The following is a 25,859-nucleotide window of genomic DNA, read 5'->3' on the forward strand; positions in this document are numbered from 1 at the left end:
TTTAAGATTAGTTCATAATCTTTGTTAATTCAAATTTCATCATTAAAATCAATGAAAATTAACTCTATTAATTTTAATGTTAGCTCATTCAAAAAACAGAAAACAAATCAAATTTTATTTTTATAATTTTAGGTTTTCAACTGAAAAACTTTAAAAAATTCTATATCTATTACATAAAATTTATTGTTTCAATCAAAACAAAAACAAATTTTTAATGAACAATACAAACCAAGATTTCCTGGCAAAAGGAGGCGAAATGGGCGCATTAACCCGTGCCAAAGACTGGAGTAAAACTCCTGTTGGAGCTGTCGACACATGGCCGCAGAGTCTTCGTACTACTTTAGGGATTCTTTTAAACTCAAAATTCCCCATGTTTTTGTTTTGGGGACCGGAACATATTTGTTTTTATAACGATGCTTATCGTCCAAGTCTTGGAAATGATGGAAAGCATCCCGCAATATTAGGTCAGAAAGGAGCTGAATACTGGACGGAAATCTGGGATTTTATTGGTCCGCTGATTGATCAGGTTTTAACAGAGGGCGAAGCAACATGGCACGAAGATTTATTACTGCCCATTTACCGAAACGGAAAAATGGAAGATGTTTACTGGACTTTCAGCTATAGTCCCGTAACAAATGATGATGGTAAAATTGACGGTGTTCTGGTTATCTGCAATGAAACTACAGATAAAGTAAACATTCGTAAAAATTTAGAAGAAAGCAATAAACGCTACCGAAATAATATCCTGCAGACGCCAAATGCGATGTGTATTTTAAGAGGAAATGATTTTGTGGTCGAAATTGCAAATGAACTTATGCTTGAAATTTGGGAACGCAAAGAGGATGAAGTACTGAATAAACCTATTTTTCAATCGCTTCCCGAAGCCGCAGGTCAAGGTTTAGAAGAGATTTTATTGAATGTTTATGTAACCGGAGAAAGATTTACGGCGAATGAACTTCCGGTAAAACTTACCAGAAATGGCAAAGTCGTAAATACTTTTATTAATGTTGTTTATGAAGCTTTAAAAGAGCCTGACGGTACGATTTCCGGAATTGTTACGATCGCAAACGATGTTACGCTTCAGGTTACGGCACGAAATGCTATAGAAGAAAGCGAAAAACGTTTTAAGAATATTGTGAGACAAGTCCCGCTTGGAATTGCCATTCTTAAAGGGAAAGATTTGCTGGTCGAAATGGTTAATGAAACATACTTGCAAATTGTAGATAAAACCGAAGAACAAACGCTTAATAAATCGGTTTTTGAATATCTACCGGAAGCTAAAGAAACGGTTCATCCACTGTTATTACAGGTTTATGAAGACGGAATTCCTTATTTTTCAAACGAATTACTGGTTACTTTAAATCGATATGGAAAACAGGAAGATTGTTATTTCAATTTAGTTTTTCACCCTTTAAGAGAAGAAAATGATGTTGTAACGGGCGTTATTGTGGTGGGTTATGAAGTTACAGAATCTGTAAAAGCACGATATTATCTGGCTGAAAGTGAAAAAGCGTTTAGAAACCTTGTGATGCAGTCACCTATTGCCATGACCATTTTTAAAGGAAAAGATCATATTATTGAACTGGCCAATACAACAATGCACGAAGATATTTGGCAGAAAAAGCCAAGCGAAACTATTGGCAAACCTGCTTTAGAAGTGTTTCCGGAGCTCTTAGATCAAAAATATCCTCAATTGCTTAAAGAAGTACTATATAACGGAAAAACAATCCGTGAAAACGAATCTGTTGCGTTTATTGATATTAAAGGAAAATTAGAGAAGTTTTATCTGGATTATCAATACACGCCTTTGTACGAGAAAAATGGGGAAATATTATCGATTATGATTACCGTAAACGATGTTACTGAGAAAGTGGAAGCAAGAAAAAAAGTAGAAGATGCCGAAGAAAGAGCCCGTTTAGCATCTGAAATTGCCGAGATTGTGACCTGGGATTTAAATATCCCAACGCAGGAATTGATTTATTCTGATAATCTGCCGGAGCTGTTTGGTCTTCAAAAAAACATAAAAATTACGCGTCCGCAGGTTTTATCCCGTATTGTGGCCGAAGATTTTGATTTAATTCAAAAAGCCTATGAAATTGCTTTACGAACAAATATTTACAAATACGAGGCACGGGTTTTAAAACCGGATGACAGTATTGCCTGGATTCGCGTTCACGGCAAGATATTTTTTGATGAATTAAAAAATCCTACCAAAATGCTGGGCACTGTGATGGACATTACGGAGGAAAAGAACAGACAGGAAATTTTAATGAAAAGTGAAAAAAAATTCCGGGTTCTTGCTGATTCAATGCCGCAGTTTGTTTGGACGAGTGATGTGATGGGGAATCTGGATTATTTTAATCAGTCGCTTTATGATTTTTGCGGCATCACAAAAGCCGATGTTGATCAAAACGGATGGCTGCAGGTTATACATCCCGATGATCGTGAAGAAAACATAAATACCTGGATGCAGGCTATAAAAACGGGAGAAGAATTTTTGTTTGAGCATCGTTTTCGCCGTCACGATGGAGTATACCGCTGGCAATTTAGCCGTGCAATTCCGCAAAGAGATCCTGAAGGAAAGATTCAAATGTGGGTTGGTACAAGTTCTGATATTCAGGATCAAAAAGATTTTACAAATCAGCTTGAAAAGCAGGTTCATGATCGTACGGAAGAACTGGAGCTGAAGAATCGGGATTTGATTAACATGAATATCGAACTACAATCTTTTGCCTATATTTCAAGCCATGACTTGCAGGAACCGCTTCGAAAAATTCAGACTTTTGCCAGTCGTTTGGCGGAGTTAGATGATCAGAATATTTCGGCGAAAGCCAAAACTTATTTGGAACGAATTGAGGTTTCTGCCAAAAGAATGCAGACATTGATTCAGGATCTCCTAACCTATTCCAGAACCAATTCTGCCGAAAGGATTTTTGTAAAAACTAATTTAGATGAAATTGTTGAGGAAGTAATACTTGATTTTTCGGAACGTATTGAAGAAAAAAATGCCGTAATCGATCTTCATCCTTTGGGCGAATCGACTATCATGCCGTTTCAGTTTCGACAGTTACTACATAATTTAATTGGCAATGCTTTAAAATTCTCCCGAAAGAATATTCCGCCGCATATTGAAATTAAAGCCCGCAGAGTTCCTGGAAGTAAACTAAATCTTAAAGTTGATTATCCTGAAAAGACATATTTATGTTTGCGGATTAAGGATAACGGAATTGGCTTTGATGACGAATACAACGAACGAATTTTTGAAGTTTTTCAGAGATTAAATACCGAGAGTGAATTCTCCGGAACCGGAATTGGCCTGGCAATTGTGAAAAAAATTGTCGAAAACCACAAAGGAATTATAAAAGCTAAAAGCGCAAAAGAGCAAGGTGCTACTTTTAAAATTTTCCTGCCTGAGCTATAAAAAAAACACCAAACTTAAAAATGAGTTTGGTGTTTTTTATGTTTTAAAGCAATTATATTTTATACACAAAAGTCTTTCTGTCAGGAACAAACTCTTTCCAGTTAATGGTTAAGGAGTGTTCTATAGACTTTATGATGTCTTTCATTAAAACCGGTTTTGTAATGAAATAATTTGCGCCCAGATTAAGGCATTTTTCAATTATACTTGGCTCATTTGATGTCGAAAAAATGATAACCGGAATATCACTTTTTTCTTTGGAACCTTTCAGCTCGTTCAAAACGTCAAAACCATTTTTTCCCGGCATGTTTAAATCTAAAAAAATCACGCTAGGAGTTGGCGGCGGATTATAAACGGCATTTAAGAGCTTTTCTCCACCTGAGTAAGTCTGGAGGTTAATATCTTGCGATAATGACTCTACAGCGTCTGTAAATATGCTTAAATCGTCTTCGTCATCATCTGTGTAGAATATTGTCCATTCTTTCATATATGTTTTTGGGTAAAATCTGTTTCTTCAAAGATAATTAAAAATTAGCGAAATAAAACAATTTGTTTAGATATTCTCACAAATTCAGTTAATTGAAATATAATAATTTAAAAGCATAATTCTGTAAGCCATTCCGCAGCAAAAATCTCAATTTTGTTATACAGTGTTTTAAACACTTTTAAATCAAAATATTAAATAAAAAATTATAGAGCCATGGGAGATCATAAAGACCTTACAGAAAATTTAGCTGCTGATAAAATCAAAGAATTGGCAGAAAATATAAAAACTTGCATGTTTTGTACTTACGACAGCTACAGACTTCAGTCACGACCAATGTCGGTTCAAAAAGTAGATGATTTGGGACGTCTTTGGTTTTTATCTGACCGAAACAGCAGCCATAATGCTGAAATTACACTGAATCCGCAAGTTGAGCTATTCTTCTCTGAACCGCATGATAAATTCCTGACTATTCACGGAACTGCGACCATTTCTTACGACAGGGAAACAATCAAGGAATTATACGACCCAATTGTAAAAGTCTGGATGCCGGGCGGCGAAGACGATCCGAACTTAAGCGTGATTACCGTAACGCCGGAAGACGGTTATTACTGGAACAATAAAAATGGTAAAATTGTAGCTATTGCAAAAATGACGGCAGCTTTTGTAACTGGTAAAGTTATGGATGATGGTATTGAAGGTAATTTGAAATTGTAGTTATTTTTTAAACCGCAATCCCGATAGCTATCGGGAGCGCAAAGATTTACGCAAGGTTCGCTAAGATCATTTCTTTGTGTGCTTTGCGTTTTTTCTTTGCTCCCGATAGCTATCGGGATTGCGGTTAAATCCCTTAAGCAGTCATAATCCTCTTCATCTCTAAAGCATTCAAGATTCCGGCTTGACTTGCTGTATTATTAAAATACATAAATCCTGATTTTAAATTAGTTATATTTTTTATCTGAAGTAATTCTTCAAGTGAATAACTCGAATAAAACATTTGCGGAATTCCGTGTAAACGGATATAAACAAGCGGAAAATCTGTGAAGATTGTTTGTGGTAATTGCGGATGGCTTACGCTGCAAAACGTGATATTATTTACCATAAAAGCATCCCAAACCTCTTGATTCCACCAGGATTTATGACGAAATTCAATTACATTTTGGAATTTCAGGTCTAAATTGCTGATTATTTGCTGTAATCTTTCTGAAGTAAAATAATAACTCGGCGGGAACTGAAAAAGTACACAAGCCAGCTTTTCTTTCAAACCATTTTCACAGACATTATAAAATTCTGAAAGGAGGTTTTCGCAATCTGAAAATTGTTTAATATGCGTAATTTCTTTGGGTGCTTTTACCGAAAAAAGAAAGTTTTCCGGTGCTTTATTATACCAATTACTGAAGATTCTAAGCGTCGGAAACTTATAAAAGCTTCCGTTGAACTCATATGTGCTAAAGTACTGGGAATAAAACTCAAACCATTTCGAGTATGCCAGATTGTCAGGGTAGAAAATTTCCTTCCAATAGCGGTTATTGTAGCTTGAGCATCCTATTAAAATTTCATTTTTCATTGGTGAAGCTGTTGGCAGTTATCACAGTAAAAACTTTGACGTTTTTTCTTCCCTGTCGGTTTTTTTATGATGGGTAAATTACATCTTTTACATTCTTTTTGCGAATATGCAAGCCAGTGTTTTTTGAGTTCATTTTTCTTTTTCCAATACAAAAATTCAAAACTATAAATCGAACATTCGGCTATAAGTTCATCGATTTTTTCGGGCGGGATTTTTCCAACCAAAGATTTCGGATGAATAAAACATCGGTACAAAACTTCATTTTTGATAATATTCCCTACTCCCGAAAATATATTTTGATCTAAAATGGCATCGCAAATCATTTCATCTGGGATTTTATCCAGACTTCTTTTTGCCTTTTTCGGATCCCAATTTTCATTTAAAACATCTTCGCTCCAATCGTAATATTGATTTATTGAGCCTTCTAAAACCTTTACAGAACAGGTATAAAAGTTGATTTCTCCACTTGAAAACCCTAAATGCAACCTTGGTGCAGTATCTTTTTTTTCGTTGATTCTGTAGGTTCCAAACATCATTAAGTGGATTTTGACTGTGAAATCATCAAAACAAATCAGGAAATGCTTTCCCCAGGTTTTAAAAGATAAAATTGTTTTATCTCTCAAACGCTCTAAATCGATACTGGAATTTCCAGAAACTTCTATTACTTTTTTTCCTGCAAACTGCTGTGCTTCTTCTCTTAAAATCAATATTGACGGACCTTCGGGCATATACTTTAGTTTTAAATTTTTAATGAAAAAAAAGCGCAGTTTTGACAACTGCACTTTTAATATGATATTTTTAAATCCTATTCTGCTTCTGCAGCTTCAAGATTTACAGCGTTTACAGCAACTTCTGTAAGCAGTTTATCTGCACCTTTTTCTTCGTCAAGTGTTAGCTCTAATAATGCTGCAGCTTCTTCATAACCAAGCGTTTCGGCAAATTGTCTTAACGTTCCGTAAGTGGCAATTTCATAATGTTCGATTTTTTGGCTCGCTGCGATAATTCCGGCATCTCGTACTACACCAATTTCGGTTTCTTCCAGAATTCCTTTTCCTTCTTCGATTAAACCTTCCATGGCATCACATTTTTTGGCGGTTGCTTTTTTTCCAATTAAATCAAAAACTTTCTCCAAACGTGTTACATGTTCTTCAGTTTCGGTCAAATGGTTATTAATGGCGTCGATCAATTCTTCTGAAGTGGCGTTTTTAGCCATTGTTGGCAGTGCTTTGGTTAAAGCTTTCTCTGCCCAGTAAATATCTTTCAGGCTGTCTTCAAATAATTCTGCTAAACCCGCCGCTGCGTTCGATTTTGGTTTTGTAACTCCTCTTTTTACAGTTTCTTTTGCTTTAGTTTCTTTCTTCTGATCTGTAGTTTTCATGGTAATAATTTTTTATGATTAATATTTGTAAAATTACCGCCTTGATTATCAGCGAGGTTATAATATTCTTCGATTAAATTTCATTCTAAACATCTGTTAATTATACAATTACATTTCGTAATTCTATAAGAAAACCTTTCGGTTTCAGAATTAGATTTGTATGTATAACTATTTAAAATAAAACATCATGAATACTACAGATAAAACAAACAGAACTTTTCCCAGAGATCCGGGAAGTCCAAATAATGACGACAGAAATACGGTTATGAATGAGGAACTTTATGATTTAAATACACAAGAAACTCAAAACAGAGATCCGGGAAGTCCAAATAATGACGACAGAAATACGGTTATGAATGAGGAACTTTATGATTTAAATACACAAGAAACTCAAAACAGCCGCTCAGAAGACGCAGAACGCGGTTATACGGTTCGAAATGGTCATAACCCTAACAAACCTAATCCCGATGAGAGATTGGGCGTTTACGACGATGATTTGGACGATTTAGATGATGATTTCCATAAAGACAGAGATCTTGAAGACAACAACGATACTATTTATGAGGTTGTTTTAGAAGATGAAAACGACTTTGATGAGGAAGATGAAGATGAATACATCGAAGAAGACCTTGACGAAGAAGAGCTTGATGAAGTCGAAAATGACGAATTTGACAATCCTGCCGATACTTTTGAAAACGACTTTAATGAAACTGAAGAAGATCTTGAAGACATTGACGACGATGATGATGAGGAAGAAGACGGCGAATATATCGAAGACGATGTTCAGGAAGAAGACGATGATTATTCAGAAGAAGATAAAAGAAGATTGTAATTTTTTGGAAGATTGAAAACGAAAAAGCCGTTAAGTTTATCCTTAACGGCTTTTTTATTCGTTATAAAATGCTAATCGCCTATTTTTTCTAATACTGGAATATCATCCATTTTTTGTAAACGTTCTATTAGCCCTTCCTTTGCTTCTGCTAATTCCTGTTCGGCTTTACCTAATTCTTTGTACCATTCTTCTTTTCCTGTTTTTGAGCCTTCTATTTTACGCATAATTTCGAAAATTTCGCCTTCCGCTTCCATCACCTTTAGGCGTTTATAGTACGTGAGGCTTTCGGTCATGTGTGCCAATGCAATCATTGCGGTCAGGAACGGATGATTGTTGGTTACGTTTACATCTCTTATTTTTCCGTGTTCGAGTTCAACTTTTAAGGCAAAAGCAAATTCTTCCATATTAAAATCAGCATATTTGCTTTTTGGGTTCAAATAGGCTTTAATTGCTTCTACATTATCCATAGTCGAAAGATCGACATCGGTTTGTTTTCCGTCTAATAAATCTTTGTAAACTACATTTGCTACTGCCCTTGCTTCGGCAATTGTTGGGTCGTTTTCGGGATTTTCAAAATCACGTGCCGACCAGTCCCAGTTATTTGGATGCACAGGTTTAAGGTATTTTTCACAAAAATCTGTTACATCATTTTTTAAACTTACCATTTCGTCTTGTCTTTTAATGTAAACGTCCTGGTAAGCACCGCTTTTAGTTCCCATAATTTGATATTTTTAAAAGATAAACGACACATTTACCGAGATATATATGTGCCGTTTTTAATTTCGTTCTTATTTTACTGAATTCTTATGTTAAACACTTCTTCTTCCGCTTATCAGCGAAATAATAAATAACACTAAGAATATGAAAAATAAAATTTTTGCTATACTAGCGGCTCCAGCGGCAATTCCACCAAAACCAAATATTCCTGCAATGATTGCCAGAATAATAAATATGACTGTCCAACGTAACATAATAATTGATTTTTAGTTAATACTGATTTTGTTTGTTTTTCAAACTTTATGCTTTTGAAAGAGGTGCATTAACTCTTAGATTATTATTGCAAACTGACTTGATAATTTTCGATCAGCTCTGCAAAGGCGCTTTCGCTTCTTGAAAAGTACTTTTTTGTGCTTCGGCTCTTTTTTACTTTATCAAAATAAGGCTGAATCGATCCGTCTTCATAAGTTGTGACCAACAAGGGATGAACGTAATAATTCTTGCAGACATTTCTGGTATTTCCGAGCGCTTCTGCCGTGGCATCATAAGCCAGAACAATATTTTTTTTGATTTCTTTTTCATCTGATGTAACGCCAAGTTCCATCAAACTTTCAAAGAATATGATTGAGGCGGCCCAGGTTCTAAAGTCTTTGGCACTAAAATATTCGCCCGAAATATTGTGCAGATATTCATTGACCATATGACTGTCTAAAACCTTTCTTTCGCCGTTTTTATCGTAATATTTAAAAACTTCCCAACCCGGAATTTCTTCGCAGCGGCTTACCAGTTTGATCAATTGCTTGTTTCTTGTGGTAATCGTGTGTTGTTTTCCTTTTTTTCCGATAAATTCAAATCGGAGGGAATTTTTATTGATGTTGATGTGTCTTTTTCGTAAAGTCGAAAGTCCGTATGATTTATTGTCTTTGGCGTATTTTTCGTTTCCTATTCGGATATGCGTTTCTTCCATTAACCGGATTACAAGTGCAATTACTTTTTCTTTCGACCATTCTTTTTGTTCTAAATCGATATCAACTTGTTTTCGTATAGAGGGAAGCTTTTGTCCGAATTCAGCAATTTTGTAAAACTTAGTTTGATTGCGGATTAAATTCCATTTTGGGTGATACCGATATTGTTTTCTGTTTTTAACATCTAAACCTACCGCTTGTAAATGTCCGTTTGATAAATCCGAGATTTTTACATTTACCCAGGCCGGCGGTAAAACCAAGCTGTTAAAACGCTTTATTTCGCTTTTTTGCTTAATACAGCGTCCGTTTTTTTTATAAATAAAACCATCATCTCCCTGACATCTTTCAATTGGTAAATTTTGATTGTTTACATAAACTAATTCTAATTTTTCTAACACCAAATGCGGCGTTTTAATTAGCTGTGTCATTAGTTTTTGGGTTCTGGCGGTATTCATGGTTTTCTATTTTTTTTGCCGTAGATTTCACAGATCCAAAAGATTTTTCCTTTTACATTTCTTTTTCTTCTCACATAATCTGAGAGAATCTGTGAAATCTGCGGCATTTGTATTTTAATTAGTTCTAAGAGATTTAATCAAACTTTTTTTATTCATGTAAGAACGTCCTGAAACACCTACTTTTCTGGCTTGTTGATAAAGTTCATCTTTTGTCCATTCTTCATAAGGTCTTGCTCTTCCGCCTTTTTCTCCTGCATTTGGCGTATTTGCAATACGCGCCGATTTCTCTTTACTATAACCCTTGTTTACAAGAGCTTCGTATTGTGCTTCGTTTTTAATTCTTGGATCTGGCATGACGTAAAAATTTAGATTAGTAATAGTTGTATGGTTTAATCAAAGTTCCCAAAAAGAAAGATTTTTCTGTTATACAATTTTGATTATTACTTTCATAATTAAGATTGTAAATTGATAGATATTTTAGATTACGGATTTTAGATTAGCCTCAATCTTGTCATTTCGACGAAGGAGAAATCTCCGTAAGTAACTCCGCAAAGAAAAGCGCCAATCTTTGTCGATATGCGAGTGCGATTTCTCCTTCGTCGAAATGACAAATTCATTGAGGATTTAAACAAAAAAATCCTATTCATATAATGAATAGGATTTTTTGTTTTGATATACTTCTTAACTATATATCTTTCTCAACTATATATTTTTTCTTATTGCTTTTTGGATCCATGTAAGAAATACCAAAACCTTCTTTATCTGTGTTTAAAGTTAATTTTGAGAGTATTTCTTTTTTAATTTTCTTTCCTTTAATATTAATATCAGTAGTAAAATTACCTTTAAAAACAATTTCCAAATTTGTTTTGTCAATTTTGTATTCAATACCTGAGATTAAAAATTCTGCTTTGAGGTCTTTGAGAGAAGTCTTTTTTTGAAAATCAAATACTTTTACATCCGTTTCACTAAACAATATAGAAAGTCCTTTATTGTATAAATCGATTCTTCCGTTACCGCTTTCTTTATCTTCATTTACAAATTCATTAAAAATAACATCAAATGATGGATATTTTTCTTTAGCATTTACATTGAATTTTAAAAATACTCCACTATTTAAAAAATCATACTGCAAATCAGATCTCGGGATAACTTGAAAACTATAAAATGCGGCAGATCTATTGGAATCAGTTTGCAAATCTTTAATAAACAACAATTTACTTGTTACTTTTAATCCATCTCTAAAATAATTAAGTTCTGGGCTAAAAAGTGATTCATCTGTATTATTACCCAAAAACAAATCATCAAAACATGGAAAATACGCTTGCGCGGAAACTGTAAGATTTGCAATGAATAATAAGGATATGTAGAGTTTTTTCATTTTGCGATTGTTTGAATTATGAAAATTGTTAAAAACAACATTTAATCACACTTTACTTTTTTCAAATCATTTATTTTCTCATCATATTTAAAGCAGGTCTTTTTTATTAAAACCATTTTATTATTGACCACTTTATATTCTGCTTCCATAACACTTGTGCCGGCGCAGCATTGATTATGTTCATGAATTCGTTTGGTTTTACTGTCAAATTCTAAAGAACTTCCACTAAAACCGCTTTCAAAATATTTTCCTGTTTTAGGATTATACAGAAAATACAAACTCGAACTGTCAGGACCAGCTGTTCCTGCTTCATAAACAGAGAAATCTTCTATTCCATCAAAATTATAATCATCAATACTTATGTTATTTAAACCCAAAAGCTGACATTCTAAATCAATTTTTTGAAGTACTTTATCTGTTCTTTTTTCAATGATTTTTACGCCTATAACTTTTGCTTCATAGTCGCCTTTTCGCTTACTGAGAATTAATTTAAAATACTTGTCCTTAAAAGAAACCGACTGTAAAATTTCTCTTTCTCCCCATTCTATTTTATTTCCAGAATTAATTTCAAACATTTTAGAAAGATTAATTTGAAGTTCTTTTCCTGAATTTAGGTCTTTCCAAATCCCATTTAATTGAGCGCTTTTTGAATTGTAATTCTGGAAAATTAATTGAGCACTTTCTTTACCATTTTTGTCTTTTTCCGTAAATATTAAAGTCTTTCCAGTGAGTTTAGCCTTCAAACTAATTGGAGTATCAAAATTAGAATAAGCATAAATTCCCGTTCCTACTCCATCAGAATAAATATCTGTTGCAAACTCAATTGGATATTTATCGATAAATCCAGTGTAAGTTATTTGTGCTGAGAGAAAAGTTGTTGCTAATAGAAAGAATAAGGTGATTTTTTGTTTCATAAGATTACAATAACATTGGTTTATTATTAGTGATTATTGTAATATTTCCCCGTAAGAAATTTGAATTGAATCATCCTTTTTTGCTGCATCCCAATAAACATATGGCTCCGCTTTTTTAATTCCCGCAAGGTCTTTTTCAAAATTATTTTGATAAATAACCATTGTTTTAGCATCTTTACCAGATTGTTTAAAAGCATTTTCATTGAATCGTATATTTCCAACATACAAGATCTCTCCTTTGGTTACTTTAAAAGGAATTAAAAAACCATTTACGTTATCATTTCTTTGAAGAAATGCAATACCACTATTTGTAAAAAGTCGAATATTTGTGATTTCATAATCACCTTCTGGTTTTTCAATCGCAAAAAGATATGTCAAACCATTATCTAAATCTCCTTTATGTTTCACTTTTAAAATTTGCGAAGGTATAAAACGTACTTCTTTTGAATACTTTCTGGCTAATTTAGGATCTGTTGATTTATAACTTATCAGCATAAAATACCCATTAAAATGTGCTTTTTCTTCTGGAAAAGTCATTGATCCGAAGATTAATCCATTGTCAGTTTTCTTTGGATTAAAAGTCATTTGCTGGGCAGTTAATTTTGATGCAGAAGTACAGAAAATAAAAGAAGATAGGAATAAAATACGGGCTAAAGATCTAATAGATTTGTTTTTGGTAATTTTCATGAATAATATTTAAAAATGTTTTGTTTTTGATGGTGCCAAAATATAAATTTTATTAACTCCAACTCATATTAATATATACTGTATTTCCTTTTATTTTTACCCGGCCTCCATAAGATTCCAAATCCTTTGGATGAATTTCATATATCTTAGTTCCGTCTTTTATTTCTGGCTCAACGCCTTTAAATCCTTTACTTTTCAAAATCCAGTTCTTAATTTCAGATTTTGAACTCGTAAATTCAATAATGAATTGTCTGGTAAAAATACTTCCTCGTTTTTCCATATTAGTAATATCGGCATCTTTAGGAAGTTTATCTAATTTTCCCCAGCTTAAAGCAGCCTCAATGGCTTCCTCTCTATCCCAAGGCATAACAAATGATGAAAAATAATTTAGGTAAATAAAAGAAAATCCTAAAAATAGTAAGACCAAAAACATCTTGATTATTCTCATATTAGTAAAGGATTATTATTTGGTTAAACCAATATCATCAATAGTATCTTGAGGTAAAGCTTTTGTTTTTAACAACTTAAAACCGTACTTGAAAATAAAGTAAATTATAATACCAAATATCACAGTCATAATGAAAATTCCGAAAAGAAATCCTATTCCTTCATAAGTAGATTTCCCTAATACTCCGATACTTTGCATTAATGCTTTTAATATAGCTACAATCAGGGAAAGTGAAAGCAGTGATCCTATTATAATTAAAAAAATACCAAAAATCTTTCTTACTGCTGTCATAAATATAATTTTCTATGTTTTATTGGGCGAAAATACAATAGTTCAAACTTAATTTAATTTAAAAATTTGCTTTTTATTCTGTTTCCACCTTTATATATATTTATAGGAAATAATAAACCAAATTACTTTGACAAGTATATCAATAAATTTAATCTAGATAATACGTATTTATACTGTTTTATTATTAGTGCATCCAAATCATATAAAAATCTCTAAAAATCCTGTAAGACATTCCTGTAACTTCTGAATAATTTTACATTATAACATTTAAACTATAAAATCATGAAAAAGATATTATTAGCCAGTAAAGCAATTTTAGGAGCTGGACTTATTATTATATGCCTTAACTCTTGTAAAAATGAAACCAAACAAGAAGATCCGAAAGAAGTTGCGGAAGATGCTAATGAAGCCAAATTTGACTCTATTGACAGTAAAGAAGATGATTCTGAATTTTTAGTAGATCAGGCTGAAATTAACCTGGCTGAAATCGAAATAGGAAAATTGGCACAGCAAAAAAGTTCCAATGCCGAAGTGAAAAAATTTGGTAAAATGCTTGTTGATGAGCATACTAAATCGGCATCTGAAGTAAGTGCTTTGGCAAAAGCTAAAAACTTTACACTTCCAAGTTCACTTACTGAAGAAGGACAAGAAGAGTACAATAAACTAAACGAAAAAACAGGTCTTGATTTTGATAAAAAATTCGCCGATATGATGATCGATGGTCACCAAAAAGCAATTGACAAACTTCAAAAAGCTGTTAAAGATGCGCATGACGAAGATGTTAAACTTTGGGCAACGAACAATATCGCAGGATTGACAGCGCATTTAGAACACGCTAAATTGCTGAAACAAAATCTTGACAAAAAGTAAAATAAATTTAATTGGTTATTTATTTTTAAGAGGCTAAGGTTCTGAGTTTCTAAGATTCTAAGTAATTATGCTTTTGAGCATCTTAAAATCTAAGAACCCCAAATCTTTGCTAAAAACCCCTTCAAGAGTTGAATTGCTTGAAGGGGTTTGTTTTTTTTAAAAGATTCTAAGATGCTAAGGTTCTGAGATGCTAAGAAAAAAAAACTTAGGATCTTAGCATCTCAGAACCTTAGCATCTTATTTTAAAGACGCCATATCAATCACAAAACGATATTTGATATCTCCTTTTAGTAATCTTTCGTAAGCATTGTTAACGTCGTTTACACCAATTACTTCAATATCGGCTGTGATGTTGTGTTCTGCGCAGAAGTCCAGCATTTCCTGAGTTTCAGCGATTCCTCCAATGGCTGATCCTGCGAAACTTCTTCTTCCTAATATAAGACTGAATGACGTTACAGGAAGCGGATCCATTGGTGCGCCCACTAAAGTTAATGTTCCGTCTACTTTTAATAAATTTAGGTATGAATCAATGCTATGTTCAGCAGAAACGCAGTCTAAGATAAAATTCAGGCTTTTTGCATATTTCGCCATTTGTTCAGGATCTGTAGATAAAACTACTTCATCTGCACCCAGACGTTTTGCATCTTCTGTTTTAGATAAATTAGTGGTAAACACAACAACATGAGCGCCCATAGCTTTTGCTAATTTGATTCCCATATGTCCTAAACCACCAATTCCAACGATTCCAACTTTTTGACCAGGACCAACATTCCAGTGTTTTAAAGGAGAATAAGTTGTGATTCCGGCACATAATAAAGGTGCAACTCCGGCAAGATCTAATTTATCTGAAATGTGGAGCACAAAACTTTCATCAACTACAATACTTTGAGAATAACCTCCAAAAGTCTGGATTCCGCCTAAATGTTTGTCCGGAGAATTGAATGTCAAAATACTTCCTTCATCGCAATATTGTTCTAAATCGTTTTTGCAATTGTCACATTCTCTGCATGAATCAACCATACAGCCTACTCCGGCAAGTTCTCCAACTTTGAAATTTTTAACGTGATCGCCTACTTTTACGATACGTCCAACAATTTCATGTCCGGGAACAATTGGATAAATCGTTCCGTGCCATTCGTTTCTGGCTGAATGCAGATCAGAATGACAGATTCCGCAATACAAAATTTCAATTTCAACATCGTGAGCCTGTACAGCACGACGCTGAATATCTAAGGTTTTTAATGGTGCTTCGGCAGCTTCTGTACCAAAGGCTTTTATGTTTTTTGTTTCCATATAGTTTGTTTTTTTGTTTCAGGTTTTAGTTTGTTTCAAGTTTTCTTTGTTTCAGGTTTCAAGTTTTAGAAAACTTAGTCCCTTAGTATCTTAGAAACTTAGTGACTCAAAACAAAATACTCTCCATCGGTTACTTTTTCTAACCAGGTTCCGTGGCCTTTATCAATTTCTGTGATAATGGCAACATACGAGAACTTGTCAAATGGAGTTGCTCCATACCAGTGTTCTACTCCAGGCAGAATCGTAACTACTTCATCTTTAAGAAGTATACGAACTGCACTTCCTCTTTCCTGGTAATAACCTACTCCATTCTTTGCAATAAGCATGTGCAGACTTGCATTGCTATGCCAGTTGCTTCTTGCACAAGGTTCAAAAGTAACTTCCTTAATAACAGTATTTTCAGGATGAATATCACTGCTTTGCTTCTTGTACGAAACGTCGCCCGTCATATATGCACTAGGGACTTTTCCTTCTTCGATAACGGCTGAATAATTTGTTGACATAAATTTAGTTATTTTTTTGAGATTTACTTTACTGAAATTACTTATATATTTCATTATCAGAATTATAAACTAAATTTAGAAAGCTAGAATCCGCTTTATGAAGTAGTAATTTAGTTTGTTGAAACTGATAAATTATTTTAGTATCATAATTTCAAAAGCAAAATTAGGGCAGCAATGCTTCCCGGAAATAACAATATTCAAACAAAAAATTATGAAATTGAAACAATTTTACATTCTTAACGATTTAGGAATCGTTCCTGTTAGTCTTTTAAAATAATTATTGAAATAACTCGGATACTCAAATCCAAGTGAATAACCAATATCTGAAATACTCCAGTCGGTGTGCTGTAACAAAGCTTTTGCCTCATTGATAACTCGTTCTGTAATATGCGCCGTTGTTGGTTTTCCGGTAACTTCTTTTACAGAACGGTTTAAATGGTTTACATGCACAGCAAGACTCTGCGCATAATCCTGCGGCGTTTTTAAAGCCAGCGGTTCATTTTTAGTTTCTATTGGAAATTGTCTTTCTAATAATTCTAAAAATAAAGACGTAATTCTCGCAGATGCATTTCTATGTTTAAAGAAATTATCCGACGGCTGCATTTTCATCGATTCATGAATAATCAAATTGACATAACTGCGCATTAAGTCATCTTTAAAAACATAATCGGTTTCATATTCCTGAATCATTTTCTGAAACAATGAATCTATAAACACCTTTTGTTCAGCATTTAAAGAAAAAATTGGTGTTCCTCCTATTTTAAATAAAGGTGATTCGTGAAGTGTTTCTGAACGGTCTTTTGCTCTCAGAAATTCTTCTGTAAAAACGCACGCATAACCTTCATATCCTTCAGAAACGGTTTCCCATGAATATGGAATAATCGGATTACCGAAAAACAGAATCGTTCCATCAGTTTCTATTCCGCGGTCGGCATATTGTATGATACTTTTACTCGTATTGATACAGATTTTATAAAAATCCCTACGACTATAAACCGGAATTTTACTTAAATCTCCGTTGATCTGATATACTTTAAATCCCTTCAGTTTTAAATCTGAAGTAAAATCGCAATTCTGAGTTTCTGTTTGATTATTCATTTTGCAAAGTTATGAAAATCAAATATTAGATTTTTGTTTTTTTTTGTTTCAGGTTTCAGGTTTTAAGTTTTTAACCGCAAAGAGCGCTAAGGTTTACGCAAAGGTCGCAAGTTTTTTTTATTGGAATGAATGAATCTCGCAAAGTCGCAAAGTTTTATTTTCTTTGTGTGCTTTGCGCAACCTTAGCGCTCTTTGCGGTTAGATTAACTTGAAACAAAAAAACTTGAAACAAAGAAAACCTCAATCCTGAAACAAAACTTTTTATCTTTGTTTACATGAAGGATTTACTGCCCGTTATAGACTACGTTTCAAGATATGTTGATTTGACAGATGACGAAAAAAATCATCTGGCTTCTTTTTTGAAAATTACCAAAGTAAAGAAAAGGCAATTTATTGTACAACCGGGTTTTGTATGCAAACACAAAAGCTATGTTGTAAAAGGTGCTTTTAGAGGTTATTTAGTCGATAACGAAGGAAAAGAACACACTTTATCTTTTGCTATTGAAGATTGGTGGATTTCTGATTACAGCAGTTTAATTTATCAGGAGCCTGCTACTCTTTTTGTGGAAGCGCTTGAAGATTCGGTTTTAATTCAAATTGAATATGAAGATGAGCAGAAATTTCTACGCGAGATTCCGAAACTTGAAAAATTCGAGCGTATTATAACCCAGCGTTCGCTTGCTTTTCAGCAAAAAAGACTTTTGTCTAATTTTACCAAAACTGCCGAAGAACGTTATGATGAATTCATAAGCAAATATGCTGAAATCGCTAAACGTGTTCCGCAATATGCTTTGGCTTCTTATCTTGGTTTTAGCACCGAGTATTTGAGCAAAATACGCAATCGGAAAATCTCAAAAAGTTAAACTAGTTTAACCGAATTTCCTAAACCAGTTCATTTTTATTTTTCTTGTTCTGTCCCAGATTTGCATTGTCAATAAGGACAAATAATTTCAATTTAATAAAAATGAAAAATACAATTTTAATTACCGCTTTTTCTATTCTTTTTGCTGCTTGTGACAGTGAAAAAAAGCCTGCAGCAACTCCAGTTTCCCTTCAAAGTAAATATACCGTAACAGATGATGGTCTTTATCCGGAAGGAATTGATTACGATTCTAAAAACGAAAAATTCTTATTTAGCTCATTGTATAAAGGTGCCGTTTATGCAATGAACCCAAAAGGAGAAACTACTGTTTTTGCTACAAGCAATAAATTGGTTCTGCCAACAGGAATTTATACAGATGAAACCAGAAATCGATTAATTGTAGCTAATGCCGATTTGGGAATTTCACAAAAAAGTAATGCCACAAGCGCCGGAACGATTGCAACAGTAAGTATTTTCAATCTTACTTCGGGTGCTTTGATTAAAGAAATTGATTTGAAAAATTTTACACCAAATGCCGGATCATGTCTAAATGATATTGCGGTAGATAATGATGGAAATATTTACATTACCGATTCGTTTTCTCCAAATATCTATAAAATCGACACTAGTTTTAATGCATCATTATTTGTTACGAATACTTTATTTCAGCCTGCTCCTAACCAATTTGGTTTAAACGGAATTGTTTTTCACCCTGATGGTTATTTACTGGCTGTAAAAACAGATGATTCTAAATTGTTTAAAATTTCGATTTATAATCCTTCAATAATTACTGAAGTTACAGGAGCAACTTTCAGCGCACCTGACGGAATTGAATTAGACAAAAACAATAATCTGGTTGTTGTCGAAAACGGATTGGCTTTAGGCAAAACGTATACTTTTTCAAGCAGTAATAACTGGAAAAGCGCTTCTAAAATTAGCGAGACTACTATTGGTAAAGATGATTTCCCAACTACCGCAGCTTTGGCTTCAGATGGAAATGTTTATGTAATTAGTTCTAAATTGGGTAAGTTATTGGGCGGAGATAAAACGCAGTCTTCTTACGATATTCAGAGAATAAAATAAGTTTTACTTTAAGTTTTTTTCACGCAGATTTTGCAGATTTAGGCAGATTGGTAAAGATTTTTAGTTTTTAACTGATTAATAAAGATCAATATTAATCTGCCTAAATCTGCAAAATCTGCGTGAAACTATTTTAAATTCAAACTCCCTGCTCGTAATCCTTTCGCGGAAGCGGATAAAATAACTTCTTTAGCATTTTCTTCTTTTTGGATAATTATTTGAGCGTATCCATTAAAAAGTTTTCTTTTCCAAGGTTCTGCTGGCGTTATTACCTGAATAATTCCGGGATCTGTATTCATTACGTCCCAGTCTTTTATTTTTTGAAGCGGAGTTGCGACGATATGAATCGTGTTTTTACCTTCTTTTAAAATTGCCGAATCCAAAATATACTTTTGAGAATCTTCAGCACTTGGATTTACTTTATTTCCATTGATAAAAACTACAGTTTCAACTCCAATTTTCTTGTAAAAGAAACTCACGATATTTGAAGCCAAATTGTTTTTTAGTTCAAATTCTCCTTTATAAATATAAGATGGCGCCTGGTTTTTATAATCCCGATCTTTAAAAGCGGTTTTCCAGTCGTTTTCGGGATAATTTTGTAATTCCTGAGGCAAAGTAGCTGTTAATCCTTTTTGTTCCTGAAAGTTAGTTATTTGAACTAACGAAATAGCATTAAGAAACTGATCTTTTTCTAAAGAAGTTGGGTCACCGTTTCCTACTCCTAAAATCTTTCCGCCTTTTATAGAAAATTCAATTTCATCATTTGAAGTTGGAATATGTAAACCATTTTTATCTGTAACCTCAACTGTTACAACCGTTACTTTTGAATTTGGCACATTTTCTTTATCTACAGAAAGTTTAATATTTTCAGCTTTTCCGGTTGTTTTTTGAATTTCTGTTAATATTTTTTTTCCATTTTTATATCCAATTGCTTCCAGAGTTCCCGGCGCATAATTTACTTTCCATTCTAAATGGCTGTTTTGCTGCATTTTCTTTTTGCCGAGACTTTTTTTGTTTAAGAAAAGTTCTACTTCATCACAATTAGAATGTACCCAGACATCAATTTCTTTACCTTCCATCCCACTCCAGTTCCAATGCGGCATAATGTGCAGAACAGGCTCGGTTCCCCACCACGATTTTAAATAAAACACATTGTCTTTCGGGAAACCGCAAACATCCATCATTCCGAAATACGAAGTTACCGACGGCCAGCCGTAAGGCGTTGGTTCTCCGCGATAATCAAAACCTGTCCAAATGAACATTCCTGCTAAATAAGGTCTTTCGGCATAAAACTTCCAGCCTTCTTCAATGCTGTAAAAACTTGGGCGAGGTTTTTTGTCATAAGCACTTTGGTAATGTTTGGCATCATCAGTAAAATAAATTCCACGCGTTGCAAAAGTAGAACCTTCCTCCGTTCCCATTCCGGGTTGGTTTTTAAACTGATTTCTATGTGCGTCAATATCACCATTTCCTAGATAATTATAGCCCATAATTTCAACAACAGACGAAATTCCGCTTTTAAATCCACTGCTAATTCCTACCGTTACAGGTCTTGTTGGCTCAATACTTTTGGCATAATTCTGCATGACATTCGTAATACGTTCGCCCACAATATTTCCTTCAATATTCCATTCTTCGTTTCCAACCGACCAGCAAAAAATACTTGGATGATTTCGGTCGCGCTCCATCATTCGCTTTAAATCATTCAAATGATAATCGTTAATTCCCATTAAACGCGTTTCATCAATTACAAGCATTCCCAATTCATCGCAGGCTTTTAGCAATTCAGGAGTTGGCGGATGATGCGAACAGCGATACGCATTCAATCCCATTTCTTTCAGTTTTTTAATTCTATAATACTGAATTTCATCTGGAAGCGCCGTTCCAATTCCAGCATGATCCTGATGATTATTGGTTCCTTTTAGTTTTAAAGGTTTTCCGTTAAGAAAAAAACCGTTTTCAGGATCAAACTCAATTGTTCGAATTCCAAAAGTGGTTTCATAATTATCAATTGTTTTTCCGTTTTGCTTAATCTGCGTTACTAAGCGATATAGATTTGGCGATTCAATACTCCACAAAAGCGGATTTTCAACATATAATTTGGAGCTATGCGTGCTAGTTTTGTAAAATTCTGGAGCTACTATATTTTCAGAAAAATTGGCGACTTGTTTATTTTGAGGATCCAAAACAGTCTGAACAATTTCAATTGATCCTTTATAATTTCCTTTGTTTTCAATCGTAACATCTGCAATAACATCAGCACTGTTATTTTTAAGTTCAGAAGTTACATAAGTTCCGTTTGCTGCAACATGAACCGGATTTGTTTTCTGTAAATAAACATGTCTGTAAATCCCCGCACCTTCATAAAACCAACCTTCTTCCATTGATGCATCGGCACGAACAACAATTGTATTTTCTCCGCCATAATTGACGTAAGCCGTTACATCATATTCAAATCCGTTATAACCGCTTTGTTCAGTTCCGAGATAATATCCGTTAAAAAATACTTTTGAGTTTCTAAAAACACCGTCAAATTTTAGACTGATAATTTTACCATTATCGGTTTCCGGAATATTGATTTTTTTTCGATACCAGCCAATGCTTTTCTCCGGAAAACCTTTTCCTGCGGTCTTAAATCCGTGGCTGAAACTTCCTTTTTCACTAAATTCTTGTTCAACAGCCCAATCGTGAGGTAAATCTAACTTTCGCCAGGCACGGTCATCAAAATCTTTTGCCGCCGGACCATCGCCAAATCCGGTTTTGGTTAAGTATGAAAAATAACCCGTTGCGTGTCCAAAATCTTTTTCTGTATCGTATAAATGACCAAACGAAAAACGCCAGTCTTTATCAATTAAAATCAATTCTCTTTCTGATTTATTTTGGGCGAATGCCAAACAGGAAAGCAAAAAACTGACAGACAAAAAAATTCTTTTAACGGAAACAATTTTCATAAACATGGTTAGGTAAGGTTAGAACGATAAAATTATGGTATAAAAAGGACTTAATTTAATAGTATTTTATCAAAAGATATACAATAAGTTCTAATAATCTGTTTGAAAATGGTACTTAAAAAATTTAGAATCATTCTATTGGCTATACTTTTTTAAATGACTTTGATTTGACGTAATTTTATATAAAAATTTAAAAAACAGAGATTACTATGAGTGTTATTAAAGATGAAAAAAAGCTTCTTACAACCATTAAACGTATCGATGAAAAGATCGATAAGAATAATGATCAAAAGATACTGGCCTTTTTTGAATCTCTTGGATTAACTGAAAGAGATGATGTTCCCCAAAATTTTCTGGATTGGGATACGATTCTTATTGTCGTACCCGACCGCCACATTTCGCATGAATTAAAATATTATAAATATTCCATATCAAGACTTTTCTTTGTAACTAATCCTTATGCCGATCAAATTCATATTTATGATTTTGACCAATGGAAAAGTGTAACCCGAAACAAAACACAATTTCAAATTAGAGAATTGATGAAAACGAGTTTTGGAGGTGTAAAGAAAACTTCGAATGAAAACGATTAATTTTAAGCTTGCCAAATGAAATGGATCACCCGTGAAAGGCCTAAAATTGATAGAATTGCCTGTCCATGGCTGATCAAAAATTTTGTTGATGCCGATGCCGAATTTATTTATGTTCCGTTTAGTGAAGTTGTAAAGAAAGCGAAAGAATTAGATGCGATTCCGTTTGATATTCCAGATGTAGAATTTACGCATTATAATGAAGAATGTACTTTTGATTACATTATAAAAAAATATCAAATTGCTGATCCAGCGGTTTTAATTATGGCAAAAATTGTTCGCGGCGCCGATACCGACCGTCACGATCTTGCTAAAGAAGCCGCCGGACTCTGGGCAATTTCTGCCGGACTTTCGCATAATATTACAAACGATACCGAATTATTAGAAACCGGATTAAAGCTCTACGATGCATTGTACAGCTGGGCAAAACATTTGTACAAACAAAATCATTTGCAAAATAGCCCGTTCGAAAACTTACTTCACGAGGTATATAACAAGTTTTTAATTGAGAAAAAAAGCAGTAAAAAAACGCCTTTATGGGTTAAAGAATTAAAGAACATCATTCAGGATCAAATTGATGCGCAGTTTACTTTTGATTTAAAAAAAATCTCTAATGATTTAGAACTAAACCCTTCTTATTTATCAAGGGAATTTTCTAAATATTTTGAGGATTTGAATTTTGGTGAATATGTTCGAAAACTGCGAATTGAAAAAGCGATAAACTTGATTCAGAATTCGACTTATACTCTAACCGAAATTGCTTATATGACGGGATTTTCAGATCAAAGTCATTTTACGAGAATATTCAAACTGCAAACAGGAAAAAATCCTTCTTCTTATAGAAAAAATGCCTTGAAAAGTAATTCAGATACAAAAGGTAAATAGCATTCTATTTCTAAAATTACATTGTCGATAGTTTTGTTTTTTAATTAACAAAACTAATCATGATTTCATTTAGACCCATTTTCGTAATCGCTTTATTCTCTTTCAGTTTTAATGCATTTTCTCAAACTGTTTATCCCAAAATTACAGGTTATTTCGGAGTTATGCACCCTATTGCCTCTTTTAGCAGTGAACAAACCAGTGTGAATTTTAGAGATTATTATGCAGTTGGTTTTCCTACCGGAATCAATATTTGGAAGAACCAAAAAATAGGTTTTTCTTTTGAAGTTGTTCCCAATATAAGAGTACAGGGAGACAGCGATAAAGTGACTAATTTATTATTTCATCCCGGCGTTTTAGTGGCTCTTGGAAACGGTTATACTTTTGCCGGAAGAGCAGCTTTTGAAAGCAGCGGCAGATATGGTATAACTCCTGTAATTAATAAAACGGTTATCAAAAGCGATAATTGCAGTTATTTTGTTGCTCTTCCGCTGCCCGTTCGTTTTGGTAATGATCATCCTACGTCTTTTACGGTTGGTTTTCAATTTGGAATTGCTTTTTAAATATCACGAATTCAACTTTTAAGATAACGAAATACAATAAATTAACTTCCAGAATACATTTTAAATCCTTAAATTTCATCGACTTAAAATAAGGCATATAGATTGCTTAAAGTTTTAAGTCTAATGTACTTTTAACTATTTAAAAAAATCAATTATGGAAACAAAATTTGATATCGTTGTTATTGGTTCTGGTCCCGGCGGTTATGCATCGGCAATTCGTTGTTCGCAGCTGGGATATAAAACTGCCCTAGTAGAAAAATATAAAGCGTTGGGAGGAACCTGTACAAATGTGGGCTGCATCCCTACAAAAGCCTTGCTTGACAGTACAGAACATTATCATACAGCCGAAACCAAATTTGCAACACACGGAATCCTAACCGGAAAATTGAGTTTAGATTTCAAAAAGTTAATTAAAAGAAAAAGCGAAGTTGTAGAGCAGAATATTGCCGGACTTAATTTTTTAATGAAGAAAAACAAAATCGAGGTTTTTGAAGGAATTGGTTCTTTTTTGAATAATTCTGAAATCAGTGTAAAACACAACGATGGCAATTCTACTAAAATTACTTCGACTTATTTTATTATTGCAACAGGCTCAAAACCAGCTACAATTCCCGGAGTTGAAATCGACAAACAACGAATCATAACTTCAACAGAAGCACTTTCACTGCCCGAAAAACCGAAAAGCATTGTCATTATTGGCGGAGGCGTAATTGGCGTAGAAATGGCTTCTATTTATGCCAGAATTGGTGTTGAGATTACGATAATAGAATATTTTGACAGCCTGATTCCAACAATGGATAAAGATCTTGGAAAAGAACTTAAAAAGATTTTTACCAAACAGAATATCAAGATTTTATTGAGTCATAAAGTACAATCGGCTAAAAATAACGGCAAGAATGCAACGGTTAGTTTTTTGGATGCTTCCAATAATCCACAGGAAATTACCGCCGATTATTGTCTGGTTGCCGTTGGAAGAAAACCTTATACTGAAGGTTTAGGTTTAGAAAACACCAATATCGAAGTCGACTCAAAAGGTCGAATTGTTACCAACGAAAAACTGCAAACCAAAGCCGAAAATATTTATGCGATTGGCGATGTTGTTGTCGGAGCAATGCTCGCACACAAAGCCGAAGAAGAAGGAATTTTTGTTGCCGAAACTATAAATGGTCAAAAACCGCATATTAATTACAAGTTAATTCCGGGCGTTGTTTATACTTGGCCGGAAGTAGCTTCTGTTGGTTATACTGAAGAAGAACTAAAAGAGAAAGGTATTGAATATCGCGTTGGAAAATTTCCTTTTTCAGCCAGTGCAAGAGCAAGAGCTGCTATGGAAAAAGATGGTTTTTCTAAAATTCTGTCTGATCCAAAATACGGTGAACTTTTAGGAATGCATGTCATTGGCCCGCGAGCCGCAGATTTAATTGCTCAAGGTGTTATCGGAATGGAATATGAAGTTACAGACGAAGATATGTTCAGAATTTCATATGCTCACCCAACCTATTCTGAAACTTTGAAAGAAGCTTATATGATTGCTTCCGGACAGGGAGCTATTAATATTTAAGTTTTTTGTTTCAGGTTTTCTTTGTTTCAGGTTTCAAGTTTTTACAGTACTTAATCTTTGTCCAAGTTTCAA

Annotated in this window: 27 protein-coding genes; 10 read left to right on the forward strand and 17 right to left on the reverse strand. The window is 33.7% G+C overall.

Annotated features, from left to right (window positions below; genetic code table 11):
- The first annotated feature begins 214 nt into the window (after window positions 1-214).
- Window positions 215-3,421 (forward strand): PAS domain-containing protein, encoded by a 3,207-nt coding sequence (locus tag J2Y38_RS11990; protein WP_309842732.1) that lies wholly within the window; start codon window positions 215-217, stop codon window positions 3,419-3,421.
- A gap of 52 nt (window positions 3,422-3,473) precedes the next feature.
- On the opposite strand, the gene J2Y38_RS11995 is transcribed toward J2Y38_RS11990, so the two are convergent.
- Window positions 3,474-3,905, reverse strand: coding sequence for a response regulator (locus tag J2Y38_RS11995; RefSeq protein WP_309842735.1), 432 nt, complete (start codon window positions 3,903-3,905; stop codon window positions 3,474-3,476).
- 213 nt (window positions 3,906-4,118) lie between these two features.
- On the opposite strand from J2Y38_RS11995, the gene J2Y38_RS12000 reads away from it, so the two are divergent.
- The gene (locus J2Y38_RS12000) at window positions 4,119-4,619 is read left to right on the forward strand and encodes a pyridoxamine 5'-phosphate oxidase family protein (RefSeq protein ID WP_309842737.1); all 501 of its coding nucleotides are present in this window, start codon (window positions 4,119-4,121) and stop codon (window positions 4,617-4,619) included.
- A 133-nt stretch (window positions 4,620-4,752) separates the two neighbouring features.
- On the opposite strand, the gene J2Y38_RS12005 is transcribed toward J2Y38_RS12000, so the two are convergent.
- From J2Y38_RS12005 to J2Y38_RS12015, 3 genes are all read right to left on the reverse strand, one after another.
- Window positions 4,753-5,469 carry a DUF72 domain-containing protein gene (locus J2Y38_RS12005; protein ID WP_309842740.1) on the reverse strand — a complete coding sequence of 239 codons (717 nt, stop codon included), beginning with the start codon at window positions 5,467-5,469 and terminating at the stop codon, window positions 4,753-4,755.
- Window positions 5,466-6,197, reverse strand: a complete 732-nt coding sequence (locus J2Y38_RS12010; protein ID WP_309842742.1) for a DNA-formamidopyrimidine glycosylase family protein — start codon at window positions 6,195-6,197, stop codon at window positions 5,466-5,468. Before J2Y38_RS12010 ends, J2Y38_RS12005 begins: the two co-directional genes overlap by 4 nt.
- A gap of 77 nt (window positions 6,198-6,274) precedes the next feature.
- The gene (locus J2Y38_RS12015) at window positions 6,275-6,847 is read right to left on the reverse strand and encodes a ferritin-like domain-containing protein (RefSeq protein ID WP_309842744.1); all 573 of its coding nucleotides are present in this window, start codon (window positions 6,845-6,847) and stop codon (window positions 6,275-6,277) included.
- Between the two features lie 187 nt (window positions 6,848-7,034).
- Here J2Y38_RS12015 and J2Y38_RS12020 point away from each other — a divergent pair, with 187 nt between their 5' ends.
- On the forward strand, window positions 7,035-7,679 hold the full coding sequence (locus J2Y38_RS12020) for a hypothetical protein (protein WP_309842747.1): 645 nt from the start codon (window positions 7,035-7,037) through the stop codon (window positions 7,677-7,679).
- A 71-nt stretch (window positions 7,680-7,750) separates the two neighbouring features.
- Here the strand turns inward: J2Y38_RS12020 and J2Y38_RS12025 are convergent, their stop codons facing one another.
- The 9 genes from J2Y38_RS12025 to J2Y38_RS12065 all read right to left on the reverse strand — a co-directional run bounded on the left by J2Y38_RS12025 (window position 7,751) and on the right by J2Y38_RS12065 (window position 13,534).
- The gene (locus tag J2Y38_RS12025; RefSeq protein ID WP_309842750.1) at window positions 7,751-8,398 is read right to left on the reverse strand and encodes a DUF5661 family protein; all 648 of its coding nucleotides are present in this window, start codon (window positions 8,396-8,398) and stop codon (window positions 7,751-7,753) included.
- A 90-nt stretch (window positions 8,399-8,488) separates the two neighbouring features.
- The gene (locus J2Y38_RS12030) at window positions 8,489-8,650 is read right to left on the reverse strand and encodes a DUF1328 family protein (protein ID WP_035644678.1); all 162 of its coding nucleotides are present in this window, start codon (window positions 8,648-8,650) and stop codon (window positions 8,489-8,491) included.
- Window positions 8,651-8,733: 83 nt separating this feature from the next.
- Window positions 8,734-9,816: a DNA topoisomerase IB gene (locus tag J2Y38_RS12035; protein ID WP_309842752.1), complete on the reverse strand. Its 1,083-nt coding sequence runs from the start codon at window positions 9,814-9,816 to the stop codon at window positions 8,734-8,736.
- A 114-nt stretch (window positions 9,817-9,930) separates the two neighbouring features.
- Entirely contained in the window at window positions 9,931-10,170 is a 240-nt protein-coding gene (locus tag J2Y38_RS12040; RefSeq protein WP_309842753.1) for a Rho termination factor, read from the reverse strand.
- A gap of 331 nt (window positions 10,171-10,501) precedes the next feature.
- On the reverse strand, window positions 10,502-11,194 hold the full coding sequence (locus tag J2Y38_RS12045; RefSeq protein ID WP_309842754.1) for a hypothetical protein: 693 nt from the start codon (window positions 11,192-11,194) through the stop codon (window positions 10,502-10,504).
- Window positions 11,195-11,235: 41 nt separating this feature from the next.
- Window positions 11,236-12,108: an XAC2610-related protein gene (locus J2Y38_RS12050; RefSeq protein ID WP_309842756.1), complete on the reverse strand. Its 873-nt coding sequence runs from the start codon at window positions 12,106-12,108 to the stop codon at window positions 11,236-11,238.
- A gap of 33 nt (window positions 12,109-12,141) precedes the next feature.
- Entirely contained in the window at window positions 12,142-12,795 is a 654-nt protein-coding gene (locus J2Y38_RS12055; protein WP_309842758.1) for a hypothetical protein, read from the reverse strand.
- 52 nt (window positions 12,796-12,847) lie between these two features.
- Complete coding sequence (locus J2Y38_RS12060) at window positions 12,848-13,243, reverse strand: hypothetical protein (protein WP_309842759.1); 396 nt, start codon at window positions 13,241-13,243, stop codon at window positions 12,848-12,850.
- Between the two features lie 15 nt (window positions 13,244-13,258).
- Window positions 13,259-13,534, reverse strand: coding sequence for a hypothetical protein (locus J2Y38_RS12065; protein WP_309842760.1), 276 nt, complete (start codon window positions 13,532-13,534; stop codon window positions 13,259-13,261).
- 282 nt (window positions 13,535-13,816) lie between these two features.
- Between J2Y38_RS12065 and J2Y38_RS12070 the strand changes: the two genes are divergently transcribed.
- Window positions 13,817-14,404, forward strand: a complete 588-nt coding sequence (locus J2Y38_RS12070; protein WP_309842762.1) for a DUF4142 domain-containing protein — start codon at window positions 13,817-13,819, stop codon at window positions 14,402-14,404.
- A 237-nt stretch (window positions 14,405-14,641) separates the two neighbouring features.
- Here the strand turns inward: J2Y38_RS12070 and J2Y38_RS12075 are convergent, their stop codons facing one another.
- The 3 genes from J2Y38_RS12075 to J2Y38_RS12085 all read right to left on the reverse strand — a co-directional run bounded on the left by J2Y38_RS12075 (window position 14,642) and on the right by J2Y38_RS12085 (window position 17,298).
- Complete coding sequence (locus tag J2Y38_RS12075) at window positions 14,642-15,697, reverse strand: NAD(P)-dependent alcohol dehydrogenase (protein ID WP_309842764.1); 1,056 nt, start codon at window positions 15,695-15,697, stop codon at window positions 14,642-14,644.
- A gap of 98 nt (window positions 15,698-15,795) precedes the next feature.
- A complete protein-coding gene (locus J2Y38_RS12080; protein WP_053472227.1) occupies window positions 15,796-16,200 on the reverse strand; it encodes a cupin domain-containing protein in 405 nt (134 codons plus the stop codon).
- A gap of 228 nt (window positions 16,201-16,428) precedes the next feature.
- Window positions 16,429-17,298 carry a helix-turn-helix transcriptional regulator gene (locus tag J2Y38_RS12085; RefSeq protein ID WP_309842767.1) on the reverse strand — a complete coding sequence of 290 codons (870 nt, stop codon included), beginning with the start codon at window positions 17,296-17,298 and terminating at the stop codon, window positions 16,429-16,431.
- Between the two features lie 275 nt (window positions 17,299-17,573).
- Between J2Y38_RS12085 and J2Y38_RS12090 the strand changes: the two genes are divergently transcribed.
- Both J2Y38_RS12090 and J2Y38_RS12095 read left to right on the forward strand, forming a co-directional pair.
- Window positions 17,574-18,161: a Crp/Fnr family transcriptional regulator gene (locus tag J2Y38_RS12090; protein ID WP_309842770.1), complete on the forward strand. Its 588-nt coding sequence runs from the start codon at window positions 17,574-17,576 to the stop codon at window positions 18,159-18,161.
- Window positions 18,162-18,262: 101 nt separating this feature from the next.
- The gene (locus J2Y38_RS12095; protein ID WP_309842771.1) at window positions 18,263-19,243 is read left to right on the forward strand and encodes an L-dopachrome tautomerase-related protein; all 981 of its coding nucleotides are present in this window, start codon (window positions 18,263-18,265) and stop codon (window positions 19,241-19,243) included.
- Window positions 19,244-19,368: 125 nt separating this feature from the next.
- On the opposite strand, the gene galA is transcribed toward J2Y38_RS12095, so the two are convergent.
- Window positions 19,369-22,161, reverse strand: a complete 2,793-nt coding sequence (gene galA, locus J2Y38_RS12100) for a beta-galactosidase GalA (protein WP_309842773.1) — start codon at window positions 22,159-22,161, stop codon at window positions 19,369-19,371.
- Between the two features lie 239 nt (window positions 22,162-22,400).
- Between galA and J2Y38_RS12105 the strand changes: the two genes are divergently transcribed.
- The 4 genes from J2Y38_RS12105 to lpdA all read left to right on the forward strand — a co-directional run bounded on the left by J2Y38_RS12105 (window position 22,401) and on the right by lpdA (window position 25,787).
- Window positions 22,401-22,784, forward strand: coding sequence for a hypothetical protein (locus tag J2Y38_RS12105; RefSeq protein ID WP_309842776.1), 384 nt, complete (start codon window positions 22,401-22,403; stop codon window positions 22,782-22,784).
- A 15-nt stretch (window positions 22,785-22,799) separates the two neighbouring features.
- A complete protein-coding gene (locus J2Y38_RS12110; RefSeq protein ID WP_309842779.1) occupies window positions 22,800-23,666 on the forward strand; it encodes a chromate resistance protein ChrB domain-containing protein in 867 nt (288 codons plus the stop codon).
- Window positions 23,667-23,725: 59 nt separating this feature from the next.
- A complete protein-coding gene (locus J2Y38_RS12115) occupies window positions 23,726-24,226 on the forward strand; it encodes a hypothetical protein (RefSeq protein ID WP_309842781.1) in 501 nt (166 codons plus the stop codon).
- 154 nt (window positions 24,227-24,380) lie between these two features.
- Window positions 24,381-25,787, forward strand: a complete 1,407-nt coding sequence (gene lpdA, locus J2Y38_RS12120) for a dihydrolipoyl dehydrogenase (protein ID WP_309842783.1) — start codon at window positions 24,381-24,383, stop codon at window positions 25,785-25,787.
- The last annotated feature ends 72 nt before the right edge of the window (window positions 25,788-25,859 follow it).

Origin of the sequence: Flavobacterium sp. 2755 (assembly GCF_031455715.1) — a bacterium.
Classification (GTDB): Bacteria; Bacteroidota; Bacteroidia; order Flavobacteriales; family Flavobacteriaceae; genus Flavobacterium.

Coding starts and splice junctions, on each gene's coding strand:
- J2Y38_RS11990 (WP_309842732.1), top strand. CDS start 215: ATGAACAATACAAACCAAGATTTCCTGGCAAAAGGAGGCGAAATGGGC.
- J2Y38_RS11995 (WP_309842735.1), bottom strand. CDS start 3,905: ATGAAAGAATGGACAATATTCTACACAGATGATGACGAAGACGATTTA.
- J2Y38_RS12000 (WP_309842737.1), top strand. CDS start 4,119: ATGGGAGATCATAAAGACCTTACAGAAAATTTAGCTGCTGATAAAATC.
- J2Y38_RS12005 (WP_309842740.1), bottom strand. CDS start 5,469: ATGAAAAATGAAATTTTAATAGGATGCTCAAGCTACAATAACCGCTAT.
- J2Y38_RS12010 (WP_309842742.1), bottom strand. CDS start 6,197: ATGCCCGAAGGTCCGTCAATATTGATTTTAAGAGAAGAAGCACAGCAG.
- J2Y38_RS12015 (WP_309842744.1), bottom strand. CDS start 6,847: ATGAAAACTACAGATCAGAAGAAAGAAACTAAAGCAAAAGAAACTGTA.
- J2Y38_RS12020 (WP_309842747.1), top strand. CDS start 7,035: ATGAATACTACAGATAAAACAAACAGAACTTTTCCCAGAGATCCGGGA.
- J2Y38_RS12025 (WP_309842750.1), bottom strand. CDS start 8,398: ATGGGAACTAAAAGCGGTGCTTACCAGGACGTTTACATTAAAAGACAA.
- J2Y38_RS12030 (WP_035644678.1), bottom strand. CDS start 8,650: ATGTTACGTTGGACAGTCATATTTATTATTCTGGCAATCATTGCAGGA.
- J2Y38_RS12035 (WP_309842752.1), bottom strand. CDS start 9,816: ATGAATACCGCCAGAACCCAAAAACTAATGACACAGCTAATTAAAACG.
- J2Y38_RS12040 (WP_309842753.1), bottom strand. CDS start 10,170: ATGCCAGATCCAAGAATTAAAAACGAAGCACAATACGAAGCTCTTGTA.
- J2Y38_RS12045 (WP_309842754.1), bottom strand. CDS start 11,194: ATGAAAAAACTCTACATATCCTTATTATTCATTGCAAATCTTACAGTT.
- J2Y38_RS12050 (WP_309842756.1), bottom strand. CDS start 12,108: ATGAAACAAAAAATCACCTTATTCTTTCTATTAGCAACAACTTTTCTC.
- J2Y38_RS12055 (WP_309842758.1), bottom strand. CDS start 12,795: ATGAAAATTACCAAAAACAAATCTATTAGATCTTTAGCCCGTATTTTA.
- J2Y38_RS12060 (WP_309842759.1), bottom strand. CDS start 13,243: ATGAGAATAATCAAGATGTTTTTGGTCTTACTATTTTTAGGATTTTCT.
- J2Y38_RS12065 (WP_309842760.1), bottom strand. CDS start 13,534: ATGACAGCAGTAAGAAAGATTTTTGGTATTTTTTTAATTATAATAGGA.
- J2Y38_RS12070 (WP_309842762.1), top strand. CDS start 13,817: ATGAAAAAGATATTATTAGCCAGTAAAGCAATTTTAGGAGCTGGACTT.
- J2Y38_RS12075 (WP_309842764.1), bottom strand. CDS start 15,697: ATGGAAACAAAAAACATAAAAGCCTTTGGTACAGAAGCTGCCGAAGCA.
- J2Y38_RS12080 (WP_053472227.1), bottom strand. CDS start 16,200: ATGTCAACAAATTATTCAGCCGTTATCGAAGAAGGAAAAGTCCCTAGT.
- J2Y38_RS12085 (WP_309842767.1), bottom strand. CDS start 17,298: ATGAATAATCAAACAGAAACTCAGAATTGCGATTTTACTTCAGATTTA.
- J2Y38_RS12090 (WP_309842770.1), top strand. CDS start 17,574: ATGAAGGATTTACTGCCCGTTATAGACTACGTTTCAAGATATGTTGAT.
- J2Y38_RS12095 (WP_309842771.1), top strand. CDS start 18,263: ATGAAAAATACAATTTTAATTACCGCTTTTTCTATTCTTTTTGCTGCT.
- J2Y38_RS12105 (WP_309842776.1), top strand. CDS start 22,401: ATGAGTGTTATTAAAGATGAAAAAAAGCTTCTTACAACCATTAAACGT.
- J2Y38_RS12110 (WP_309842779.1), top strand. CDS start 22,800: ATGAAATGGATCACCCGTGAAAGGCCTAAAATTGATAGAATTGCCTGT.
- J2Y38_RS12115 (WP_309842781.1), top strand. CDS start 23,726: ATGATTTCATTTAGACCCATTTTCGTAATCGCTTTATTCTCTTTCAGT.
- lpdA (WP_309842783.1), top strand. CDS start 24,381: ATGGAAACAAAATTTGATATCGTTGTTATTGGTTCTGGTCCCGGCGGT.